This is a genomic window from Spiroplasma endosymbiont of Polydrusus pterygomalis, from assembly GCF_964030635.1.
GTDB lineage: Bacteria > Bacillota_I > Bacilli_A > Mycoplasmatales > Mycoplasmataceae > Spiroplasma.
In genome coordinates this window covers 1086607-1109269 of record NZ_OZ034909.1, presented here as the reverse complement: position 1 = coordinate 1109269, position 22663 = coordinate 1086607, and the positions used below count along the sequence as shown (strand labels likewise).

General features: G+C 25.3%; 30 protein-coding genes and 4 tRNA genes. 18 read left to right on the top strand and 16 right to left on the bottom strand.

Going from position 1 to position 22663, the window contains the following annotated elements:
* Position 1 precedes the first annotated feature (1 nt).
* Positions 2-1783, bottom strand: a complete 1782-nt coding sequence (gene uvrC, locus ACQH23_RS07225) for an excinuclease ABC subunit UvrC (RefSeq protein WP_425377798.1) — start codon at positions 1781-1783, stop codon at positions 2-4.
* 240 nt (positions 1784-2023) lie between these two features.
* On the opposite strand from uvrC (ACQH23_RS07225), the gene ACQH23_RS07220 reads away from it, so the two are divergent.
* The 4 genes from ACQH23_RS07220 (at position 2024) to ACQH23_RS07205 (ending at position 3544) form a co-directional block, all read left to right on the top strand.
* A tRNA-Ile gene (locus ACQH23_RS07220) sits at positions 2024-2100 on the top strand.
* Between the two features lie 17 nt (positions 2101-2117).
* Positions 2118-2193: transfer RNA gene (locus tag ACQH23_RS07215), tRNA-Ala, on the top strand.
* Between the two features lie 132 nt (positions 2194-2325).
* Complete coding sequence (locus ACQH23_RS07210) at positions 2326-2901, top strand: transposase (protein WP_425377816.1); 576 nt, start codon at positions 2326-2328, stop codon at positions 2899-2901.
* Position 2902: 1 nt separating this feature from the next.
* A complete protein-coding gene (locus ACQH23_RS07205) occupies positions 2903-3544 on the top strand; it encodes an IS3 family transposase (RefSeq protein ID WP_425377815.1) in 642 nt (213 codons plus the stop codon).
* 57 nt (positions 3545-3601) lie between these two features.
* On the opposite strand, the gene ACQH23_RS07200 is transcribed toward ACQH23_RS07205, so the two are convergent.
* The 6 genes from ACQH23_RS07200 to ACQH23_RS07175 form a co-directional block, all read right to left on the bottom strand.
* On the bottom strand, positions 3602-4162 hold the full coding sequence (locus tag ACQH23_RS07200) for a lipoprotein (RefSeq protein WP_425377814.1): 561 nt from the start codon (positions 4160-4162) through the stop codon (positions 3602-3604).
* Positions 4163-4268: 106 nt separating this feature from the next.
* Entirely contained in the window at positions 4269-4694 is a 426-nt protein-coding gene (locus ACQH23_RS07195; RefSeq protein WP_425377813.1) for a hypothetical protein, read from the bottom strand.
* Between the two features lie 150 nt (positions 4695-4844).
* Complete coding sequence (locus ACQH23_RS07190) at positions 4845-4988, bottom strand: hypothetical protein (protein WP_425377812.1); 144 nt, start codon at positions 4986-4988, stop codon at positions 4845-4847.
* A 134-nt stretch (positions 4989-5122) separates the two neighbouring features.
* A complete protein-coding gene (locus ACQH23_RS07185; RefSeq protein ID WP_425377811.1) occupies positions 5123-6073 on the bottom strand; it encodes an IS30 family transposase in 951 nt (316 codons plus the stop codon).
* Positions 6074-6152: 79 nt separating this feature from the next.
* The gene (locus ACQH23_RS07180) at positions 6153-6491 is read right to left on the bottom strand and encodes a hypothetical protein (protein WP_425377810.1); all 339 of its coding nucleotides are present in this window, start codon (positions 6489-6491) and stop codon (positions 6153-6155) included.
* Positions 6492-6751: 260 nt separating this feature from the next.
* Complete coding sequence (locus ACQH23_RS07175) at positions 6752-7015, bottom strand: hypothetical protein (RefSeq protein ID WP_425377809.1); 264 nt, start codon at positions 7013-7015, stop codon at positions 6752-6754.
* A gap of 59 nt (positions 7016-7074) precedes the next feature.
* Here ACQH23_RS07175 and ACQH23_RS07170 point away from each other — a divergent pair, with 59 nt between their 5' ends.
* From ACQH23_RS07170 to ACQH23_RS07145, 6 genes are all read left to right on the top strand, one after another.
* A complete protein-coding gene (locus tag ACQH23_RS07170) occupies positions 7075-7269 on the top strand; it encodes a hypothetical protein (RefSeq protein WP_425377808.1) in 195 nt (64 codons plus the stop codon).
* Entirely contained in the window at positions 7215-7559 is a 345-nt protein-coding gene (locus ACQH23_RS07165) for a hypothetical protein (RefSeq protein WP_425377807.1), read from the top strand. The genes ACQH23_RS07170 and ACQH23_RS07165 overlap by 55 nt, the downstream gene beginning before the upstream one ends.
* A gap of 13 nt (positions 7560-7572) precedes the next feature.
* Positions 7573-7839, top strand: coding sequence for a hypothetical protein (locus ACQH23_RS07160; RefSeq protein WP_425377806.1), 267 nt, complete (start codon positions 7573-7575; stop codon positions 7837-7839).
* 96 nt (positions 7840-7935) lie between these two features.
* Entirely contained in the window at positions 7936-8511 is a 576-nt protein-coding gene (locus tag ACQH23_RS07155; RefSeq protein ID WP_425377805.1) for a hypothetical protein, read from the top strand.
* Positions 8501-9121, top strand: coding sequence for a hypothetical protein (locus ACQH23_RS07150; protein WP_425377804.1), 621 nt, complete (start codon positions 8501-8503; stop codon positions 9119-9121). The genes ACQH23_RS07155 and ACQH23_RS07150 overlap by 11 nt, the downstream gene beginning before the upstream one ends.
* Before the next feature lie 163 nt (positions 9122-9284).
* Positions 9285-9938, top strand: coding sequence for a hypothetical protein (locus ACQH23_RS07145; RefSeq protein ID WP_425377803.1), 654 nt, complete (start codon positions 9285-9287; stop codon positions 9936-9938).
* Positions 9939-10249: 311 nt separating this feature from the next.
* On the opposite strand, the gene plsY is transcribed toward ACQH23_RS07145, so the two are convergent.
* Positions 10250-11026, bottom strand: coding sequence for a glycerol-3-phosphate 1-O-acyltransferase PlsY (gene plsY / locus ACQH23_RS07140; RefSeq protein ID WP_425377802.1), 777 nt, complete (start codon positions 11024-11026; stop codon positions 10250-10252).
* A 118-nt stretch (positions 11027-11144) separates the two neighbouring features.
* Positions 11145-11360 (bottom strand): transposase, encoded by a 216-nt coding sequence (locus tag ACQH23_RS07135; RefSeq protein ID WP_425377801.1) that lies wholly within the window; start codon positions 11358-11360, stop codon positions 11145-11147.
* A gap of 191 nt (positions 11361-11551) precedes the next feature.
* On the opposite strand from ACQH23_RS07135, the gene ACQH23_RS07130 reads away from it, so the two are divergent.
* Positions 11552-11815: a hypothetical protein gene (locus ACQH23_RS07130; protein ID WP_425377654.1), complete on the top strand. Its 264-nt coding sequence runs from the start codon at positions 11552-11554 to the stop codon at positions 11813-11815.
* Between the two features lie 173 nt (positions 11816-11988).
* Complete coding sequence (locus ACQH23_RS07125; protein WP_425377800.1) at positions 11989-12672, top strand: IS3 family transposase; 684 nt, start codon at positions 11989-11991, stop codon at positions 12670-12672.
* A gap of 9 nt (positions 12673-12681) precedes the next feature.
* Here ACQH23_RS07125 and ACQH23_RS07120 read toward each other — a convergent pair whose 3' ends face one another.
* Both ACQH23_RS07120 and uvrC (ACQH23_RS07115) read right to left on the bottom strand, forming a co-directional pair.
* Positions 12682-13329 (bottom strand): IS30 family transposase, encoded by a 648-nt coding sequence (locus ACQH23_RS07120; protein WP_425377799.1) that lies wholly within the window; start codon positions 13327-13329, stop codon positions 12682-12684.
* 166 nt (positions 13330-13495) lie between these two features.
* Positions 13496-15277, bottom strand: coding sequence for an excinuclease ABC subunit UvrC (gene uvrC, locus ACQH23_RS07115; RefSeq protein ID WP_425377798.1), 1782 nt, complete (start codon positions 15275-15277; stop codon positions 13496-13498).
* 240 nt (positions 15278-15517) lie between these two features.
* Here uvrC (ACQH23_RS07115) and ACQH23_RS07110 point away from each other — a divergent pair.
* The 3 genes from ACQH23_RS07110 to ACQH23_RS07100 all read left to right on the top strand — a co-directional run bounded on the left by ACQH23_RS07110 (position 15518) and on the right by ACQH23_RS07100 (position 15960).
* Positions 15518-15594, top strand: a tRNA-Ile gene (locus ACQH23_RS07110).
* Between the two features lie 17 nt (positions 15595-15611).
* Positions 15612-15687: transfer RNA gene (locus tag ACQH23_RS07105), tRNA-Ala, on the top strand.
* A 132-nt stretch (positions 15688-15819) separates the two neighbouring features.
* Positions 15820-15960 carry a hypothetical protein gene (locus ACQH23_RS07100; protein ID WP_425377797.1) on the top strand — a complete coding sequence of 47 codons (141 nt, stop codon included), beginning with the start codon at positions 15820-15822 and terminating at the stop codon, positions 15958-15960.
* A 9-nt stretch (positions 15961-15969) separates the two neighbouring features.
* On the opposite strand, the gene ACQH23_RS07095 is transcribed toward ACQH23_RS07100, so the two are convergent.
* Both ACQH23_RS07095 and ACQH23_RS07090 read right to left on the bottom strand, forming a co-directional pair.
* Entirely contained in the window at positions 15970-16842 is an 873-nt protein-coding gene (locus ACQH23_RS07095; protein WP_425377796.1) for an IS3 family transposase, read from the bottom strand.
* Positions 16811-16954 (bottom strand): hypothetical protein, encoded by a 144-nt coding sequence (locus tag ACQH23_RS07090; protein WP_425377795.1) that lies wholly within the window; start codon positions 16952-16954, stop codon positions 16811-16813. The genes ACQH23_RS07095 and ACQH23_RS07090 overlap by 32 nt, the downstream gene beginning before the upstream one ends.
* 333 nt (positions 16955-17287) lie before the next feature.
* Between ACQH23_RS07090 and ACQH23_RS07085 the strand changes: the two genes are divergently transcribed.
* Complete coding sequence (locus ACQH23_RS07085) at positions 17288-18091, top strand: IS3 family transposase (RefSeq protein ID WP_425377794.1); 804 nt, start codon at positions 17288-17290, stop codon at positions 18089-18091.
* 137 nt (positions 18092-18228) lie between these two features.
* Here the strand turns inward: ACQH23_RS07085 and rny are convergent, their stop codons facing one another.
* Positions 18229-19722, bottom strand: a complete 1494-nt coding sequence (gene rny / locus ACQH23_RS07080; protein WP_425377793.1) for a ribonuclease Y — start codon at positions 19720-19722, stop codon at positions 18229-18231.
* A 326-nt stretch (positions 19723-20048) separates the two neighbouring features.
* Here rny and ACQH23_RS07075 point away from each other — a divergent pair, with 326 nt between their 5' ends.
* Positions 20049-20729, top strand: a complete 681-nt coding sequence (locus ACQH23_RS07075) for an IS30 family transposase (RefSeq protein WP_425377792.1) — start codon at positions 20049-20051, stop codon at positions 20727-20729.
* 19 nt (positions 20730-20748) lie between these two features.
* On the opposite strand, the gene ACQH23_RS07070 is transcribed toward ACQH23_RS07075, so the two are convergent.
* Positions 20749-21345: a DDE-type integrase/transposase/recombinase gene (locus ACQH23_RS07070; protein ID WP_425377791.1), complete on the bottom strand. Its 597-nt coding sequence runs from the start codon at positions 21343-21345 to the stop codon at positions 20749-20751.
* Between the two features lie 260 nt (positions 21346-21605).
* The gene (locus tag ACQH23_RS07065) at positions 21606-21869 is read right to left on the bottom strand and encodes a hypothetical protein (protein WP_425377790.1); all 264 of its coding nucleotides are present in this window, start codon (positions 21867-21869) and stop codon (positions 21606-21608) included.
* A gap of 341 nt (positions 21870-22210) precedes the next feature.
* Here ACQH23_RS07065 and rplI point away from each other — a divergent pair, with 341 nt between their 5' ends.
* Positions 22211-22660, top strand: a complete 450-nt coding sequence (rplI, locus tag ACQH23_RS07060) for a 50S ribosomal protein L9 (protein ID WP_425377789.1) — start codon at positions 22211-22213, stop codon at positions 22658-22660.
* Positions 22661-22663 lie beyond the last annotated feature (3 nt).

Sequence of the window (22663 nt, the reverse complement as noted above, 5' to 3'; positions counted from 1 at the left end):
ATTATTTGCCAAAATATTCCAAAAATTTTCGGAGATTTTCAACAAGTTTTTTATTATGTAATATTTGGTACAATTCATCAGAACTTGTTTTTTGCATTGCCCCTATACTTTCAAAGTGCCGGTTTAATAATGTAATCCGTTGCTTGCTTAACCCCGGAACTGTTTCTAAAATGCTTGTTGTTAAAGCTTTTGTTTGGCGGCGACGAAAACTAGTAATAGCATAATGATGAACATCATCTTGCATTCTTGTTAAAAACAAAAATAACCGGCTACTTTTATCTAACGATACTTTTTCTTTCTTTAAATTTAACAAATGGTCCGTTTTATGCTGATTATTTTTAACTAAACCAATAACGGGAACCATTAAATTTAACGCTGCTAATTCTTTTAAACAAACATTAACTTGTTGAATCCCACCATCCATAATAATTAAATTAGGCAGGGGTTGTTCTTCTTTAATAATTTTTCTATAACGTCGCGCCACAACTGCCGCAATCCGATGGGTATCATCTTGATAAGGAATGTTTAAATTATATTTCCGATAATCATTCCGAGATGGGAGACCATTTTTATAAACAATTACACCCCCCGTAACAAATTCATCATTAATGTTTGCGATATCAATCATTTCAATCAAATATGGTAACTCTTTTAATCCTAAGAGGGTTTGTAATTCTTTTAAAACTTCCGCATTATTTAATTCACGTTGCGCTGTTGTTTGATATTGTAAATAAGACTCATAACTATTGGTGGTTGCTAATTGCATAATCGTTTTTTCAACTGGTGTTTTTGGATGAGAAACACGATTATCAAATAATAAATTTAACTCTGGTAAAGCAATCGTTTCATTAACAATAATTTTTGTTGGTAAGATATTTTTTTGATAAATATTTTGTAAATATAACCGATATAATTTTTGACAATCTTCGGGAAAATCAAGGTGATAATATTCATAATCTTTATAGCTTAATTTACCCGCTCGATAAAATAAGGTTGTTAAAACTAAGTGTTTTTCCGTTTGATACAAACTAATCACATTTAAATCATCCCTTTGATTTAACATTTCCACCGTTTGTGATGATAAGGTTCAATCTAAATTACGAATTAACACTTTTAACTTTTGCGCTTCTTCAAATTGTAAATTATCTGCCGCTTGTAACATTCGTTTTTCTAATAATTTTTTTGTTTCGGTAAAATTACCCTTAAAAAAAGTATGAACTTTTTTTATCATCTTGGTGTAATATTCCAGCGGAACTACTTTAAAACAAGCACCAGAACATTGATTAATATGATAATAAAGACAAGGTTTCCCCAGATTCCCTTTACAACGGCGTAACGGATATAATCGCTCTAAAACTTTAATAATTTCCCGGGCATGGCTGCCTTCTGGGAATGGTCCATAAGAACGAGCATACTTTTGATGAACATTACGGACATATAAATATTGGAGATCTTTTTCTTTCGTAATAACAATGTATGGGTAGTGTTTATCATCATTTAACAAAATATTATATTTTGGTTTATATTGTTTAATTAAGTTATGTTCTAAAATTAACGCTTCTTTTTCCGTTTTGGTAATGATTGTTTCTAAGCGCACAGTTTCTTGCACTAGGCGAGTTGTTTTGTAATTATAAACTTTATTAAAATAAGAACTAACCCGACTTCGTAAATTTTTTGCTTTGCCAACATATAATACTTGATGATAACTATTGTAAAATAAATAGCACCCTGGTTTGGTTGGCAAAATTTCAACTTGTTCTTTTAACGATAATTTTGTTGCCATTTTTCATTCTTCCCCTTATGTTTGTTAATATTTTATGCTTAATTATCATAATTAGCAACTTATCTTAATTGATAGCGAATAGTTTCCCTAATTTTGTAATGCTGAATTATACTTGTAAGTGCAAGTATAATTCAGCGGTTATAAAAATAATTTAGTTGCACTTAACTTTACAATTTGGCAAATATTTTAAATTTATGGTTGTTTTTTGAACAAATTTAATGTTATAATGATTTAGATTTTCGGGCTATAGCTCAGTTGGTTAGAGCGCACCCCTGATAAGGGTGAGGTCGATGGTTCAAGTCCATTTAGCCCGACCATTTTTTATACTATTTTTGGGCCCGTAGCTCAGCTGGGAGAGCACCTGCCTTGCACGCAGGGGGTCGACGGTTCGATCCCGTTCGGGTCCACCATTTAAAAGAAATTTAAACAATTAAAAAACATATTAATAATAGTTAATTGCAATGTTTCTTTTAACTGAGATATATAAATAAAAATTTTTCTAGATTATTATTAATATATAAAGTTAGGAGAAACATTTTTATATGGCTAAAGGTAAAATAAAAGGGTCTAAAGATCATTCTTTTGAATTTAAAGAAAAAATTGTTAATGAATACTCAATTAACAATAAATATTATAGTGAAATAGCAAAAGAATATCATATTAGTTTAGCAACTATTTCAAAATGAGTAAATCAATTTCAACAAAATAAAGAAATTCTAAAAGAACGAAAAAAGCGAAAAGATTTTGAATTAAATAAGTTTAAAAACCCCTTAGAACGTGAAAAGTATTTATTAAAAAAAGAAAATGAAAGAATAAAAGCTGAGAATGAAGTTTTAAAAAAGCTTGAAGCTCTTCCAAATATAAAAACAAAAACAAACATTAGAAAACAAATTGCTTTTATTAAATCAGAATTGCAAGTTTCAAAAATTACTTTATCATGATATTTAAAAGAATTAAGAATTTCATATGATACTTGAAATAAATATTCAAAAAATTGTGATGAATATCAACCAAATATTGATTATTCAATATATGAAATAATTAAAGCAATTCATAGAGAAAATAGTATTAAAGGACACAGACAAATTAAATTATCTTTGGAAGAGCAAAAAAATTAATGTGTCGAATTCAACAGTTTATCGTTATATGAAATTAGCTAATAGAATTTCTAGTGTAAGAATTAAAACAAGAAAAAAAATTAATCATTTCTTAAAAATGACAAATGAACATATTCGACATAAATATCTATTAAAACGTAATTTTAAAGCTGAAAAAACTAATCAAAAGTGATCAATTGATATTACGTATGTTAAAACAATCACAGAATGAGTATATTTATTTGCAATCAAGGATTTATTTAGTAATTTAATAGTAAATTATTCTTTAACAACAACTCCAACAGTAAATTGAGTAAATAATTGTATCAAAGAAGCAATTATTAAAAGAAAAATAATCAAAGGTGAATTAACTATTAATTCTGATCAAGGTATTCATTTCACTTCAAAAGCTTATGAAAAATTATTAAAAAAACACGGTATAAATATAAGTATGTCAAGAAGAGGCAATTGTTTAGATAATTCACCGATTGAAAATTGATTTTCAATTCTTAAAACCGAGAACTCAGAATTATCACACTGTAAAAATATTTTAGAAGTAAAAAATATTGTAGATAATTATATAATTCATTATAATGAAAAAAGAAAAATTTTAAATTTAAAAATGCCACCACTTCAATATGAAATGAAAGCATTTTTTAATTAAAATTCTCAGTTATCTGAAACTGTGCAGAAAAAAGATTTAATATCTTTTTTCCTATTTTTAATTAACTTTTATACTACCATCTTTATCAACAACTAAATATGGTGTTGAGGTATCTAAGTTTCAACGATAAACTGATTTAAAATAATTTTTGTATGGTGGCTTACTAAATTTTTTTATAAACTTACTAGACCCTTCTAAAACTGTCACTGCAACATCTTTTGAATATTTTTTAAATGTTCCTTTAAATGGTTCTTCCGTTTCCATTAATATAAATAATTTATCTAGACCATCTTCTGAAATAACAATTTTTCTTTTTCCATTTTCTTTTGATGTTTCTGTGTCATTTTTAAATTTTGTAATTATTCATTTACTACCGGAATTATTTCGTCATACAACAAAATAATATTTATCATCTATTTGATTAAATGGTTTTTCTTGTGGTGCTATTCATTCTAAATTGTCTTTAATATTTTTATTTGTTGTATTTATTTGGTTTTCTTTTTTTAAATGTTTTAATTCTTCTGGTGTGTATTCTGCTATGTTATCACAAGCAACTAAACTTGTTGCGCTTGTTCCAATTAAAGTGATTATTCCTAAAAAAGTTAATATTTTTTTCATATAATATCCTTTCTATTTTTTATAAAGTTTGTTATTTAATTAAAAATGGAAATAAATTATTGATTTTACTTCCATTATTTTTATATAGATTTAATAACAATATTAATTAACAATTAGGATTAACAACAACTTGATAACATTCATCAAGTGTTCTGTGTCTATTATTTCTAGATCTCGCATCTTCTCTAGCTTCTATGGAACTTAATCATTGATTGCTTGGGATATCATTTATATCTCCGATTTCAACTATCGTAACATTATTTGGATTTCTTCTAATTTCAACAGAATTAAATTCTCCATCAACTTGAACCCCAATTGAGACACCATTTTGATTTACATTCGCCTCTCTTATTCGTTGAGTAAGGTTAGTTGCATTACCGGCCGTTAGTCTTACAATAACAATTCCAGCAATAGTTGTTAAAGCATTATTTAAAGCATTACGACCCATATTTTCATAATCTGGGGCAGCAGTAATTGCAGCAATAATTGCTGCTGAAAGTGTTGAAGCAGCTAAAGCAGCATTATCAGACATTCTTATGTTTCCGATTATATTAGCTGCGGCATTTTTTATAGAAACAGCAAAATATCTTCATGTATTTCTTAGCGGAGTTAAAAAAACATCACTATAATTAAAATTATTTAAATTACTATTTTCATAGTGTCTTTTATCTCTTTTTAAATTTTATAAATTATTTGTTTGTGAATAAATAATACCATTATTTTCTAATTTAATTTCTTCTTCTTTATAAGGGCTGGCAGCAATTATTGTTGGCATAGCGCTTCCACTAATAGTTAATATACTTAATAAACTAAGTAACTTTTTCACACTTGTTTTTCTCCGTTTCTTAATCTTGAAACTTTTTATCAAGATCTATTCCCAGTATATATATATATATATATATATATATATATATACAAGCAAAATTAGTAATTATTGCCAAATTGTAAAGTTAAGTGCAACTAAATTATTTTTCTAACCAAATATTCGATTGGCGAAAGATAATTTAGTATTTTTCTTGGTCTTTGGTTTAAAGACAATATAAATTTATGAACTGCATTTTTAGTAGTATTTGAAAAATTAAATTTTTTAGGAAATTTTTCTCTAATTAAACCATTAGTATTTTCATTAGTACCTCTTTGTCAGGGTGAATATGCATTAGCAAAATAAATTTTCACATTTAAATTTTTTTCAAGTTGTTGTCAATTAGCAAATTCTTTACCACGATCAAATGTTATAGTCTTAACAAGATTATTTGGAAGAATTGATAAATAATGGCTAATATTTTCGTTAATAACTTTAGTAGTTCTATTTTCAACTAATATTGCTAAAGTAAATCTTGATGTTCTTTCAACTAAAGTTATTAAACATGATTTACTTTTACCTCGTGATGATACTACGGTATCACCTTCTCAATGACCAAGAGTTACGCGATTATTAACATTAGCATTTCGTTCTTTAATTGATTTACCATTAAATTTACCCCGATTTTCTTGATATTTTCGTTTCTTACCTTTTCTTCTTAAATTTTTATTAGTAACTTTTTCAAGTAATCCAGAATAAATTCAATTGTAAATTGTTTTAAAACTAATAATTCATTCTTTATGAAAATTTTTAATTCTGCCATAAATTTGTTCGGGTGATCAACCTAATAATAATTTTTGTTGTACATATTTTACTAATTCTCTATTTTTAAACTTATGAAAATAAATATGTGATTGTTTTCTATTTTCTGCTTTATTTTGTGCAATTAATGAAAAATAATGATTATTATCTTTATTTCTATTAACTTCTCGAATAATAGTACTAATACTTCGATTAAGATTTTTAGCTATTTCACTAATTTTTATTTTAAACTTCAATTTATTCTCAATATAAATTCTTTCATCTATGCCAAGATGTTTATATCCCATATAAAAACTCCTTGCTTTATTTTTTTTAAAATAAACTTAGCATCATAAAATTTTTATATGAGATTTTTTGCAATTTTATTTACTTGCACTTACAAGTATAATTCAGCATTTTTTTAATTTTATTAATTGCAGCATTTAAATTATCAATTACAAGTTTGTTATTATTAAATTTTGATCATTTTACATCAATAATTTCTTTAGTATATCCATCAATTATTGTTGATTGATAATGTTTTTTACCATTTCAAATTAAATAAGTTACATCAGTAAATAAAATTGAAAATCTTTCTTTAATATCATTAAAATTACGATTTACTAAATAAGGATATTTAATTATATTTTTATTTCTATTTTGTTTTATTAATATTTTTCTACGCATACGCTTTACATATTCAGCTTGAATATTATTTTCTTTCATAATTCGCAATACTTTCTTAGCATTATAAACAATGCCATAATCTTCTTTTAAATATTTGGTAATTCGACGATAACCAAATTGTTTTAAATTTTCTTCATAGACTTTTACAATATTCTTTAATGGTTCACTATCCTTACCATTACTTGAATAATTTTTATATTTATCTCAATAACTACGCTTTAAATCTGTTACATCAAGTAATAAATTTAGTGGATATTTATTAATGTTTTCTTTGATAAAAAATACAATTTTTCTTTTATTTAATTGTAAAAGTCATGAAGCTTTTTTAGTAATTCATACCTAACTTTGTAATAGTTTAAATCTCTTTTTTCAAATGATTCTTTTGGACCTTTATTGGTGTTTAAAATCCCTTTCTTAAAATTTTCATACCATGAAGCAACAGTTTTTTTATTAATTGCATATTTTTTTGCAATAAAACTTATACTATTATTTTTAACCTCTTGTCCTATCATTTTTCGAAAATCTGCTGTATATTTATTAAATTTTTGTCCTTTTATTGCCATATAAAAATGCACCTCCTTTAAAGTTAGCAAAGACTTTTTTTCTTTACTTACTTTTTTGGGTGCAGTCTAAGGGTTATAATTTTACTAATATAAATGGTTTACTTATTAATAAACAAGTATGAGCATATCCAATTAATATGGATACCATTCAACAAGTTTTAGATAATGATACTGCTAACCCCCTAAATGAATTGGTAAAGTGCAATATGCAACACCAACTATTTTATATCCAAAAACATGTAAGATTATTTTAGAAAAACAACCAACACAAGAAGAAATTGATCAAGCAATTAATAACTTAAATAAAACTTATCGTTTACCTATTGATTATATTAGAACAATTATTACACAACCTAATTTAGGAAAAATTACAATGTCAGGAGAAACTCCTAATGTTTATGAATTAGAAACAGCAATTAAAGCAAAAAATCCTAGTTATCAAAATGGAGATGCAACATTTACTAATGTAACAGCTACTGGTGCATTAGTAACTGCTAACCCCAATAAATATAGTGAAACCGTTAATTTAACTTATTCAAAATAAGTAATATGTAATTATGAATTTATTAATATTACGAATTTTAACTTTATTAACAGAAAATTTAGGAAATAAACCTTTAATAAATAAGTTTGTTAATTTAATTAATAGAGTTAATCAAGTTCAAAATAAAGTATTAAAGCCAATTAATTATGTTACTGATAAATATAATAAAATTACAAATAAAATTGAAGATATTTATCAGCGATTAAATCCTTATACTTATTTAAATTTAATTAAAAAAGGTCATAAAAAAGAAATTCAACAAATATTAAGTAAATTATAAAAAGATAACAATATTAAAAATAGAGAACAATTTAAAAAAGAAAATTATCTAAACACTAATTGACAACCTTTAAATAGTAGTTGGCTTTATAGTGGTATGTTTAATATAACAAATAAATTAACTTTAACAGGCAATTTAACTATTTTAATATATACAAAAACAGCAAAACATCCGAAATTTTATGGCCCATATGTTTATCCTAGTGTTCCAGTTGAAATTTGAAAATTATTAAGTAATGCAGTATCTAATGCTGGAACTTTATTTTGGCGTTATTGATTAAGAAAATGATTACCTAGTCATTTAAGAGATTATATTAAAAAACGATTACCAAAAGAATTAAAAGAAAAATACCCAAAAGGAAATATTAAATTAACATTACCACATATTCAAAAATTACAACAAATTAAAAAGTTTATTAATAATTTAAAGATTGGGCATTTTAATTTTAATTTTGCTGGTGAAATTAATAATAAAAAATGATATCGAGAGCGAAAAAGTGATGTTAAAAATATTAAGAATTTATATAAAACACCAGTTAAAAGTATGTTTTATAAAATTAATCAAACTATTAAAAAAATTAAAAAAGTACAAAGAAAAGTTAATAGTTATAAACCATCTAATTTAAGAAATAAATATCATAATCAATTAAGGGGTGTGTTATATGGAAAATAATTTAAGTAATTTGTTATTTATAACAGTTGAAGATGTTAAAGAAAGTAAACTTTGACAACCTATTAATGACCGTAAGCAATCTGCTTATAATGATAATTTAATTTATAATGCTATCTTAAAAACTAGTTTATGAATGGATAGATTATCAGGTGGGACAATTTCAGATAAGATTAATAAAAAAGATTTATTTCCATGAGTAAAAAAAGATAATACAGGTTTAATTGAATATGATAAATGATTAAGTTATATTCAATCTGCTTGTTTATTAGCAGTTATGAATTGATATTTACCAAAAGGAGTTAATGATTTAACTGGTAGTGCTTCATTTTCACAAGGTGGAGTTGCTTATTCACAAACTAATGACCCCGAAGCAAATGAAAATATTACTAGAGATGTTAAAAATGCTTTAAAATTAGCTGGTGAAATAATTGATATTATATCTAGTAAAACAGTTACGAGACCACATAATTATCATTTAGGGAATTATGCTCATCCTTGAGAAGAAGAATATAAATATATTACTAAAAAAACATTTTATGACAGTTTATTATTTTATTGCTGAATTATACTTGTAAGTGCAAGTATAATTCAGCACATACAAAAATTTTAAGGGAAAAATAACTGTTGGATCATTTGAATTAGAAGACATTTTTTATCATCGTGTAGAATTGGAAGATGACGGAATTATTGCTATATATACCGGACAAAAAGATGGAACACTTTCTGATTTACACATTGAAAGAAAAAAAGTAAGTTAGAAAGGAATTTAATTAGTGAAACAAGATAAAACAAATTGATTAAAGGGTGTATTACCTTGAAATTGATTTAAAAAAGACCCTATTCCGACTTATAATTGAAATCATAAAGATATTAGAGAATGAGAAAGAAAATATAAAATTAGGAGTTGAGTAGTTAGTTTTTATACATTAATATTTTTAGCATTAAATTGTTGGTTAGAATATGGAATGATTAATGCAATTAATGATCAAATTAATTGATACAATTATGGTCAATATTGAGGCAATGGTATTGCCATTTTATTAACACCTTTATTTACACATGGAATTCAAGGTATATTTGTTGTTAGTAGTAAACCGAAAGTAGATACGAAAATTGATATTCCACGATTAAAAGTTTCTAAAATGGGATTAGTATTTACAATTTTGCCTTTAATTACTTTAATAATTTCTTTAATTATTATTGGAATTGATAAATCAAAATGAAAAAAAGACCATTTAAGACATTGTTTAGATTGTCGGATTAATTCTCGTGTTATTCAACCAAGAATAGCAAAACAATGAAATAATTTAGATGGTATAACAGAAGAAATATTTAAAAATATACAAAACGAAAATATTAAAAAACAAAAACAAGAAGAAAATAACAAAAAATTAAATATAAATAATAATTATGAAACTAATAATTAAATTTTATTAAAATAGACTATATATAGGGGTGGTAGATATTTTGGGTGGTTATATAGCTTAATTTATAAATTATTTTGTTCTGAAAGAATTGATGGCTACTGTTTGAGTAAGGATAAGAAAGGAAGCAAAAATATGAATGAAACATTAATGATTGCTTTACTTGTGTTAGCTGGTGCTGGTGGAATGCACAGTTTCTTTTAACTGAGAATTTTAATTAAAAAATGCTTTCATTTCATATTGAAGTGGTGGCATTTTTTAATTAAAATTCTCAGTTAAAAGAAACATTGCACAATTTAATTATTGCTTATTTTTTAATTATTTGTTGAAATATTTCCAGTTGCTAAATCAGATTTGCCCTTAAAATCATAAGATTTTTCGGTTCCTTTTAATAAACGAGCAATATTTTTATGATGTTTTAAGATTAGGAAGAATGCACTTAAAGTAACAATAATATTAATTAAAGCTAAACTATCATAGTAATTATCGTAATTAACATAATGCAAGTAATTGACTCAAACAAGATGAGAATCTTGGAGTAATTCACCATTGAAATTAATGACATCAATACCACTTAATTGGGGAATCCAACATAATGCTCCTGTCAACAACGCTGCTAAAATTGAAGAAACAGAGACTCGTTTTCAAATAAAAATTGTACTTCATCAAACAACTGTTGCAATTAAAAAGTAATATGGATTAGTCATCCATAATAATCCTAAAAAAGAAGAAACTATTTTACCACCTTTAAATTTATAATAAATTGGATAAGAATGACCAATTAAAACAAAAAAAACTGGAATATAATAACTAGTTGAATCAAAATTAACACCATTAATATTAATACAACTAATACCGAATGCAATAAACATTGTAATTGTAACTTTCAACATATCTAAAAACATAATTGCAAAACCCCACTTTTTCCCTAAGACACGGCTAGTATTTGTAGCACCAGCATTTTTCGAATGATAATCACGCACATCAATCTTATAAATTGTTTTACTAATAAAAATTGATCAACTAAAAGAACCAATTAAGTATCCGATTATTGCAGTAATAGCTGCTCCTAAATATCCATATAATGTCATTGCTTCACCTCTCTTTTACTATTATATAGTAATTAGAAATAATTTGGTCGCATAAAAAAGATTGGGGTATAAAAAATATTAATTTATATTAATTGCCAAATTGTAAAGTTAAGTGCAACTAAATTATTTTTCTAACCAAATATTCGATTGGCGAAAGATAATTTAGTATTTTTCTTGGTCTTTGGTTTAAAGACAATATAAATTTATGAACTGCATTTTTAGTAGTATTTGAAAAATTAAATTTTTTAGGAAATTTTTCTCTAATTAAACCATTAGTATTTTCATTAGTACCTCTTTGTCAGGGTGAATATGCATTAGCAAAATAAATTTTCACATTTAAATTTTTTTCAAGTTGTTGTCAATTAGTAAATTATTTATCCCGATCAAATGTTATAGTCTTAACAAGATTATTTGGCAGAATTGATAAATAATGGCTAATATTTTCGTTAATAACTAGACTGCACCCAAAAAAGTAAGTAAAGAAAAAAAGTCTTTGCTAAACTTTTAAAGGAGGTGCATTTTTATATGGCAAGAAAAGGACAAAAATTTAATAAATATACAGCAGATTTTCGAAAAAGGATAGGACAAGAGGTTAAAAATAATAGTATAAGTTTTATTGCAAAAAAATATGCAATTAATAAAAAAACTGTTGCTTCATGGTATGAAAATTTTAAGAAAGGAATTTTAAACACCAATAAAGGTCCAAAAGAATCATTTGAAAAAAGAGATTTAAACTATTACAAAGTTAGGTATGAATTACTAAAAAAGCTTCATGACTTTTACAATTAAATAAAAGAAAAATTGTATTTTTTATCAAAGAAAACATTAATAAATATCCACTAAATTTATTACTTGATGTAACAGATTTAAAGCGTAGTTATTGAGATAAATATAAAAATTATTCAAGTAATGGTAAGGATAGTGAACCATTAAAGAATATTGTAAAAGTCTATGAAGAAAATTTGAAACAATTTGGTTATCGTCGAATTACCAAATATTTAAAAGAAGATTATGGCATTGTTTATAATGCTAAGAAAGTATTACGAATTATGAAAGAAAATAATATTCAAGCTGAATATGTAAAGCGTATGCGTAGAAAAATATTAATAAAACAAAATAGAAATAAAAATATAATTAAATATCCTGATTTAGTAAATCGTAATTTTAATGATATTAAAGAAAGATTTTCAATTTTATTTACTGATGTAACTTATTTAATTTGAAATGGTAAAAAACATTATCAATCAACAATAATTGATGGATATACTAAAGAAATTATTGATGTAAAATGATCAAAATTTAATAATAACAAACTTGTAATTGATAATTTAAATGCTGCAATTAATAAAATTAAAAAAATAAAAAAAGAGCTAAATAAAACAATAATTCATTCAGATCACGGATATCAATATACATCTAGAGATTATAATAGTAAATGTTTAGATAACAAAATTATAATTTCAATGGGTAAAAATTATCATTGTGCAGACAACATTATTATTGAAAGTTTTCATTCATTACTTAAAAAAGGAACAATCCATAATGAAAATTATAAATCTCATAATGAATATATTAATGATGTTAAAAAATGAAATAAATGATATTCAAACCAAAAAGAAAAAGATATAATAAATAAAAGTTTGTAAACCTTTTTATTAATACTTACTAAACAGGGTGCAGTCTAAACCTTTAGTAGTTCTATTTTCAACTAATATTGCTAAAGTAAATCTTGATGTTCTTTCAACTAAAGTTATTAAACATGATTTACTTTTACCTCGTGATGATACTACGGTATCACCTTCTCAATGACCAAGAGTTACGCGATTATTAACATTAGCATTTCGTTCTTTAATTGATTTACCATTAAATTTACCCCGATTTTCTTGATATTTTCGTTTCTTACCTTTTCTTCTTAAATTTTTATTAGTAACTTTTTCAAGTAATCCAGAATAAATTCAATTGTAAATTGTTTTAAAACTAATAATTCATTCTTTATGAAAATTTTTAATTCTGCCATAAATTTGTTCGGGTGATCAACCTAATAATAATTTTTGTTGTACATATTTTACTAATTCTCTATTTTTAAACTTATGAAAATAAATATGTGATTGTTTTCTATTTTCTGCTTTATTTTGTGCAATTAATGAAAAATAATGATTATTATCTTTATTTCTATTAACTTCTCGAATAATAGTACTAATACTTCGATTAAGATTTTTAGCTATTTCACTAATTTTTATTTTAAACTTCAATTGATTCTCAATATAAATTCTTTCATCTATGCCAAGATGTTTATATCCCATATAAAAACTCCTTGCTTTATTTTTTCTAAAATAAACTTAGCATCATAAAATTTTTATATGAGATTTTTTGCAATTTTATTTACTTGCACTTACAAGTATAATTCAGCAATTTGTAATTTTTTTTATTTTTGTTAGTATCGCAAGAAGTATATTATACCCAAAAATATTATTTGCCAAAATATTCCAAAAATTTTCGGAGATTTTCAACAAGTTTTTTATTATGTAATATTTGGTACAATTCATCAGAACTTGTTTTTTGCATTGCCCCTATACTTTCAAAGTGCCGGTTTAATAATGTAATCCGTTGCTTGCTTAACCCCGGAACTGTTTCTAAAATGCTTGTTGTTAAAGCTTTTGTTTGGCGGCGACGAAAACTAGTAATAGCATAATGATGAACATCATCTTGCATTCTTGTTAAAAACAAAAATAACCGGCTACTTTTATCTAACGATACTTTTTCTTTCTTTAAATTTAACAAATGGTCCGTTTTATGCTGATTATTTTTAACTAAACCAATAACGGGAACCATTAAATTTAACGCTGCTAATTCTTTTAAACAAACATTAACTTGTTGAATCCCACCATCCATAATAATTAAATTAGGCAGGGGTTGTTCTTCTTTAATAATTTTTCTATAACGTCGCGCCACAACTGCCGCAATCCGATGGGTATCATCTTGATAAGGAATGTTTAAATTATATTTCCGATAATCATTCCGAGATGGGAGACCATTTTTATAAACAATTACACCCCCCGTAACAAATTCATCATTAATGTTTGCGATATCAATCATTTCAATCAAATATGGTAACTCTTTTAATCCTAAGAGGGTTTGTAATTCTTTTAAAACTTCCGCATTATTTAATTCACGTTGCGCTGTTGTTTGATATTGTAAATAAGACTCATAACTATTGGTGGTTGCTAATTGCATAATCGTTTTTTCAACTGGTGTTTTTGGATGAGAAACACGATTATCAAATAATAAATTTAACTCTGGTAAAGCAATCGTTTCATTAACAATAATTTTTGTTGGTAAGATATTTTTTTGATAAATATTTTGTAAATATAACCGATATAATTTTTGACAATCTTCGGGAAAATCAAGGTGATAATATTCATAATCTTTATAGCTTAATTTACCCGCTCGATAAAATAAGGTTGTTAAAACTAAGTGTTTTTCCGTTTGATACAAACTAATCACATTTAAATCATCCCTTTGATTTAACATTTCCACCGTTTGTGATGATAAGGTTCAATCTAAATTACGAATTAACACTTTTAACTTTTGCGCTTCTTCAAATTGTAAATTATCTGCCGCTTGTAACATTCGTTTTTCTAATAATTTTTTTGTTTCGGTAAAATTACCCTTAAAAAAAGTATGAACTTTTTTTATCATCTTGGTGTAATATTCCAGCGGAACTACTTTAAAACAAGCACCAGAACATTGATTAATATGATAATAAAGACAAGGTTTCCCCAGATTCCCTTTACAACGGCGTAACGGATATAATCGCTCTAAAACTTTAATAATTTCCCGGGCATGGCTGCCTTCTGGGAATGGTCCATAAGAACGAGCATACTTTTGATGAACATTACGGACATATAAATATTGGAGATCTTTTTCTTTCGTAATAACAATGTATGGGTAGTGTTTATCATCATTTAACAAAATATTATATTTTGGTTTATATTGTTTAATTAAGTTATGTTCTAAAATTAACGCTTCTTTTTCCGTTTTGGTAATGATTGTTTCTAAGCGCACAGTTTCTTGCACTAGGCGAGTTGTTTTGTAATTATAAACTTTATTAAAATAAGAACTAACCCGACTTCGTAAATTTTTTGCTTTGCCAACATATAATACTTGATGATAACTATTGTAAAATAAATAGCACCCTGGTTTGGTTGGCAAAATTTCAACTTGTTCTTTTAACGATAATTTTGTTGCCATTTTTCATTCTTCCCCTTATGTTTGTTAATATTTTATGCTTAATTATCATAATTAGCAACTTATCTTAATTGATAGCGAATAGTTTCCCTAATTTTGTAATGCTGAATTATACTTGTAAGTGCAAGTATAATTCAGCGGTTATAAAAATAATTTAGTTGCACTTAACTTTACAATTTGGCAAATATTTTAAATTTATGGTTGTTTTTTGAACAAATTTAATGTTATAATGATTTAGATTTTCGGGCTATAGCTCAGTTGGTTAGAGCGCACCCCTGATAAGGGTGAGGTCGATGGTTCAAGTCCATTTAGCCCGACCATTTTTTATACTATTTTTGGGCCCGTAGCTCAGCTGGGAGAGCACCTGCCTTGCACGCAGGGGGTCGACGGTTCGATCCCGTTCGGGTCCACCATTTAAAAGAAATTTAAACAATTAAAAAACATATTAATAATAGTTAATTGCAATGTTTCTTTTAACTGAGATATATAAATAAAAATTTTTCTAGATTATTATTAATATATAAAGTTAGGAGAAACATTTTTATATGGCTAAAGGTAAAATAAAAGGGTCTAAAGATCATTTTTTTGAATTTAAAGAAAAAATTGTTAATGAATATTCAATTAACAATAAATCTTATAGTGAAATAGCAAAAGGAATAGACTGCACCCTGTTTAGTAAGTGTTAATAAAAAGGTTTACAAACTTTCATTTATTATATCTTTTTCTTTTTGGTTTGAATATCATTTATTTCATTTTTTAACATCATTAATATATTCATTATGAGATTTATAATTTTCATTATGGATTGTTCCTTTTTTAAGTAATGAATGAAAACTTTCAATAATAATGTTGTCTGCACAATGATAATTTTTACCCATTGAAATTATAATTTTGTTATCTAAACATTTACTATTATAATCTTTAGATGTATATTGATATCCGTGATCTGAATGAATTATTGTTTTATTTAGATCTTTTTTTATTTTTTTAATTTTATTAATTGCAGCATTTAAATTATCAATTACAAGTTTGTTATTATTAAATTTTGATCATTTTACATCAATAATTTCTTTAGTATATCCATCAATTATTGTTGATTGATAATGTTTTTTACCATTTCAAATTAAATAAGTTACATCAGTAAATAAAATTGAAAATCTTTCTTTAATATCATTAAAATTACGATTTACTAAATCAGGATATTTAATTATATTTTTATTTCTATTTTGTTTTATTAATATTTTTCTACGCATACGCTTTACATATTCAGCTTGAATATTATTTTCTTTCATAATTCGTAATACTTTCTTAGCATTATAAACAATGCCATAATCTTCTTTTCAATATTTGGTAATTCGACGATAACCAAATTGTTTTAAATTTTCTTCATAGACTTTTACAATATTTTTTAATGGTTCACTATCCTTACCAGTACTTGAATAATTTTTATATTTATCTCAATAACTACGCTTTAAATCTGTTACATCAAGTAATAAATTTAGTGGATATTTATTAATGTTTTCTTTGATAGCTGAATTATACTTGTAAGTGCAAGTATAATTCAGCATTAATTGCATATTTTTTTGCAATAAAACTTATACTATTATTTTTAACCTCTTGTCCTATCCTTTTTCGAAAATCTGCTGTATATTTATTAAATTTTTGTCCTTTTCTTGCCATATAAAAATGCACCTCCTTTAAAAGTTTAGCAAAGACTTTTTTTTCTTTACTTACTTTTTTGGGTGCAGTCTAGAATATCATATTAGTTTAGCAACTATTTCAAAATGAGTAAATCAATTTCAACAAAATAAAGAAATTCTAAAAGAACGAAAAAAGCGAAAAGATTTTGAATTAAATAAGTTTAAAAAACCCTTAGAACGTGAAAACTATTTATTAAAAAAAGAAAATGAAAGAATAAAAGTTGAGAATGAGGTTTTAAAAAAGTTTGAAGCTCTTCCAAAGATAAAAACAAAAACAAACATTAGAAAACAAATTGCTTTTATTAAATCAGAATTGCAAGTTTCAAAAATTACTTTATCATGATATTTAAAAGAATTAAGAATTTCATATGATACTTGAAATAAATATTCAAAAAATTGTGATGAATATCAACCAAATATTGATTATTCAATATATGAAATAATTAAAGCAATTCATAGAGAAAATAGTATTAAAGGACACAGACAAATTAAATTATCTTTGGAAGAGCAAAAAATTAATGTGTCGAATTCAACAGTTTATCGTTATATGAAATTAGCTAATAGAATTTCTAGTGTAAGAATTAAAACAATAAAAAAAATTAATCATTTCTTAAAAATGACAAATGAACATATTCGACATAAATATCTATTAAAACGTAATTTTAAAGCTGAAAAAACTAATCAAAAGTGATCAATTGATATTACGTATGTTAAAACAATCACAGAATGAGTATATTTATTTGCAATCAAGGATTTATTTAGTAATTTAATAGTAAATTATTCTTTAACAACAACTCCAACAGTAAATTGAGTAAATAATTGTATCAAAGAAGCAATTATTAAAAGAAAAATAATCAAAGGTGAATTAACTATTAATTCTGATCAAGGTATTCATTTCACTTCAAAAGCTTATGAAAAATTATTAAAAAAACACGGCATAAATATAAGTATGTCAATAAGAGGCAATTGTTTAGATAATTCACCGATTGAAAATTGATTTTCAATTCTTAAAACCGAGAACTCAGAATTATCACACTGTAAAAATATTTTAGAAGTAAAAAATATTGTAGATAATTATATAATTCATTATAATGAAAAAAGAAAAATTTTTAATTAAAAAATGCCACCACTTCAATATGAAGTGGTGGCATTTTTTAATTAAAATTCTCAGTTATCTGAAACTGTGCAACATAATTTTAGATATATTTTATAAATATCAATAGTTTTCGACAAAATTAAAGAAAATTTTATTCTTTAAACCACCATTTCTGTTACGCGTAATTCACGAATAACAGTAATCACAATATCTCCTGGAATTACTTTTGCTTTTTTAACTTTTTCCTTAATATCAAGCGCAATTTTATGGGTACGAGCATCATCACTAATAACTGAATTAACAATAATCCGAATTTGACGTCCAGCTTGTAAAACATAAACTGATTGAACTCCTGGTACTATTTGACAAATTTTTTCCAACTCATTCATCCGCGCAATATAATTTTCAATAGTATTATTACGGCTACCTGGTCGCGCAGCAGATAATGTATCAGCGGCGGAAACTAGAACCGAATACGAATTAGTTGCGAAACCTTCACCATGATGGTAAGCAATCGCATTAATAATGATTGGATGTTCATTACATTTTGTCGCAATTTTAACTCCTAATGTCACATGACTTCCTTCCGTTTCAAAATCAACGGCTTTCCCAATATCATGTAATAACCCCGCACGCATTGCCACGGTAGGATCTAATCCTAGTTCACTCGCCATTATTGCGGCTAATTTTGCTACTTCAACAGAATGTAATAAAACATTTTGGCCATAACTAGTTCGATATTTTAAAATTCCAAGGTGTCGAATTAATTCAATATCTAAATTATCAATCGCCAATTCAGCAACAACTTCTTTTCCCGCTTCAAGAATTGTCATTTCAATTTCTTCTTGCTCTAATTTAATTGTTTCTTCAATGCGATTTGGATGAATACGACCATCAAGCAATAATTTTTCTAAAGTTTTTTTCGCAATTTCCCGACGAATAGGATTAAAAGATGAAATTTGCAAAACATTTGGCGTGTCATCAATAATTAAATCAACCCCCGCTGCAATTTCAAATGTTCGAATATTACGACCATCTTTCCCAATAATTCGTCCTTTCATATTATCATCTTCTAAATAAATTGAAGCTGTTGTTTTTTCTGCCACAACTTTCGCCGCATAACGTTCAATCGCCGTTGTAATAATATTAAGGGCTGTTTCTTTGGCATTAATTTTCGCATTATTTTCAGCATTTCGTAAGAATTCACCAATTTCCTTTTGATAACGATCACTTATTTCTTTAAAAAGAACATCTTTTGCTTCTTCAAGTGAATATCCAGCAACTTTCTCAAGTTGATGAAGATTGCGTTTTACCATCTCTTGATAATAGTTAATCTTTCCATGCAATTCTTCTTTCTTGCGAAACACTTCTTGCTCTTTACCATTTAATACTTCTTCTCGCTCAACAATTAAACGTTCTCTATTTACTAAGAATTTTTCGGTTTCGAAAAATTCTTCACGTTTGCGAATTAATTCATCTTTCATTTCTTGTCTAATTTGTGCTGCTTCAACCCGTCCATCGGCTTTAACAACATTAATAATTTTTTTTGCTTTTTCTTCTGCTTGTTTAATTTTTAATTTTGTTTTTTTGTTTAATTTAAATCTAAGATATTTTTCAACTAAATACCCAAGAAAGTAGGAACCTATTGCCACAGCAATGACGATTACTACTCATAAGTGTGTATGAATAATTATTTCTCCTTTACTTAAAAGAATAAGTAAGAAGTATTAATTTTAAATATATAAGTGGAATACTAGCAATGAAATCATTACCATATATCATTATACTCTTTTTTAGAAAAAATTTCGTAAACATTACCTTTAAGATTGCGTTGCCAAAGTTGGGGAAAATAAAAAAGAAAGTTTTCAATAGCTGAATTATACTTGTAAGTGCAAGTAAATAAAATTGCAAAAAATCTCATATAAAAATTTTATGATGCTAAGTTTATTTTAGAAAAAATAAAGAAAGGAGTTTTTATATGGGATATAAACATCTTGGCATAGATGAAAGAATTTATATTGAGAATCAATTGAAGTTTAAAATAAAAATTAGTGAAATAGCTAAAAATCTTAATCGAAGTATTAGTACTATTATTCGAGAAGTTAATAGAAATAAAGATAATAATCATTATTTTTCATTAATTGCACAAAATAAAGCAGAAAATAGAAAACAATCACATATTTATTTTCATAAGTTTAAAAATAGAGAATTAGTAAAATATGTACAACAAAAATTATTATTAGGTTGATCACCCGAACAAATTTATGGCAGAATTAAAAATTTTCATAAAGAATGAATTATTAGTTTTAAAACAATTTACAATTGAATTTATTCTGGATTACTTGAAAAAGTTACTAATAAAAATTTAAGAAGAAAAGGTAAGAAACGAAAATATCAAGAAAATCGGGGTAAATTTAATGGTAAATCAATTAAAGAACGAAATGCTAATGTTAATAATCGCGTAACTCTTGGTCATTGAGAAGGTGATACCGTAGTATCATCACGAGGTAAAAGTAAATCATGTTTAATAACTTTAGTTGAAAGAACATCAAGATTTACTTTAGCAATATTAGTTGAAAATAGAACTACTAAAGTTATTAACGAAAATATTAGCCATTATTTATCAATTCTTCCAAATAATAGACTGCACCCTGTTTAGTAAGTATTAATAAAAAGGTTTACAAACTTTCATTTATTATATATTTTTCTTTTTGGTTTGAATATCATTTATTTCATTTTTTAACATCATTAATATATTCATTATGAGATTTATAATTTTTATTATGGATTGTTCCTTTTTTAAGTAATGAATGAAAACTTTCAATAATAATGTTGTCTGCACAATGATAATTTTTACCCATTGAAATTATAATTTTGTTATCTAAACATTTACTATTATAATCTTTAGATGTATATTGATATCCGTGATCTGAATGAATTATTGTTTTATTTAGCTCTTTTTTTATTTTTTTAATTTTATTAATTGCAGCATTTAAATTATCAATTACAAGTTTGTTATTATTAAATTTTGATCATTTTACATCAATAATTTCTTTAGTATATCCATCAATTATTGTTGATTGATAATGTTTTTTACCATTTCAAATTAAATAAGTTACATCAGTAAATAAAATTGAAAATCTTTCTTTAATATCATTAAAATTACGATTTACTAAATCAGGATATTTAATTATATTTTTATTTCTATTTTGTTTTATTAATATTTTTCTACGCATACGCTTTACATATTCAGCTTGAATATTATTTTCTTTCATAATTCGTAATACTTTCTTAGCATTATAAACAATGCCATAATCTTCTTTTAAATATTTGGTAATTCGACGATAACCAAATTGTTTTAAATTTTCTTCATAGACTTTTACAATATTCTTTAATGGTTCACTATCCTTACCATTACTTGAATAATTTTTATATTTATCTTAATAACTACGCTTTAAATCTGTTACATCAAGTAATAAATTTAGTGGATATTTATTAATGTTTTCTTTGATAAAAAATACAATTTTTCTTTTATTTAATTGTAAAAGTCATGAAGCTTTTTTAGTAATTCATACCTAACTTTGTAATAGTTTAAATCTCTTTTTTCAAATGATTCTTTTGGACCTTTATTGGTGTTTAAAATCCCTTTCTTAAAATTTTCATACCATGAAGCAACAGTTTTTTTATTAATTGCATATTTTTTTGCAATAAAACTTATACTATTATTTTTAACCTCTTGTCCTATCCTTTTTCGAAAATATGCTGTATATTTATTAAATTTTTGTTCTTTTCTTGCCATATAAAAATGCACCTCCTTTAAAAGTTTAGCAAAGACTTTTTTTCTTTACTTACTTTTTTGGGTGCAGTCTAGTTTTTCGACAAAATTAAAGAAATTCTTTAAAAATATCCATATAAAAACCCATAAGTTAAAAAAGCAAAAGCTAAGATAGCAATTATTACTTTATAATATCAAAAATAATCTTTGTATCAAATTCGATAATTTCAACGTTTCATAATCCCTCCGTGATATATTTACATATTATCATAAAATTCTTTTTTATTTTCCCCAACTTTGGCAACGCAATCAATTATAATTATTTTGCGAAGTTTTTCCGTTATAATTTGTAGTAGGTGATTAGGATGAAAGTTATTTTAGTGAAAGATGTTAAAGATAAAGGCAAAGTCAACGACGTGATTGAAGTTTCTGATGGCTATGCTAAAAATTACTTAATTAAAGAGGGATTTGCCATTCCAACAACTCCGACTAATTTGGCGAAGTTAAATGTCGTGTTATCGCAACAAGCAGCTCAAGCAGCAGCGACAAAAGCAACTTTAGAGGAATTAAAAACTGCCTTAGAACAATTAACATTAAATTTTAAATTAAAAGTACATGATAACAAAACATTTGGAAGCGTTTCTTTAACACAAATTGAAGATCGTTTAGCAAAAGAATTTAATTTAAAATTTGATAAAAAGAAATTTATTGATAATAATAATTTGACAAGTTTTGGTCTGCATTATTTAAAAATTAAATTAGCTCCAAATATTATCGCAACATTAAAAGTAATGATTGAAAAAAAGGAGAGTTAATTG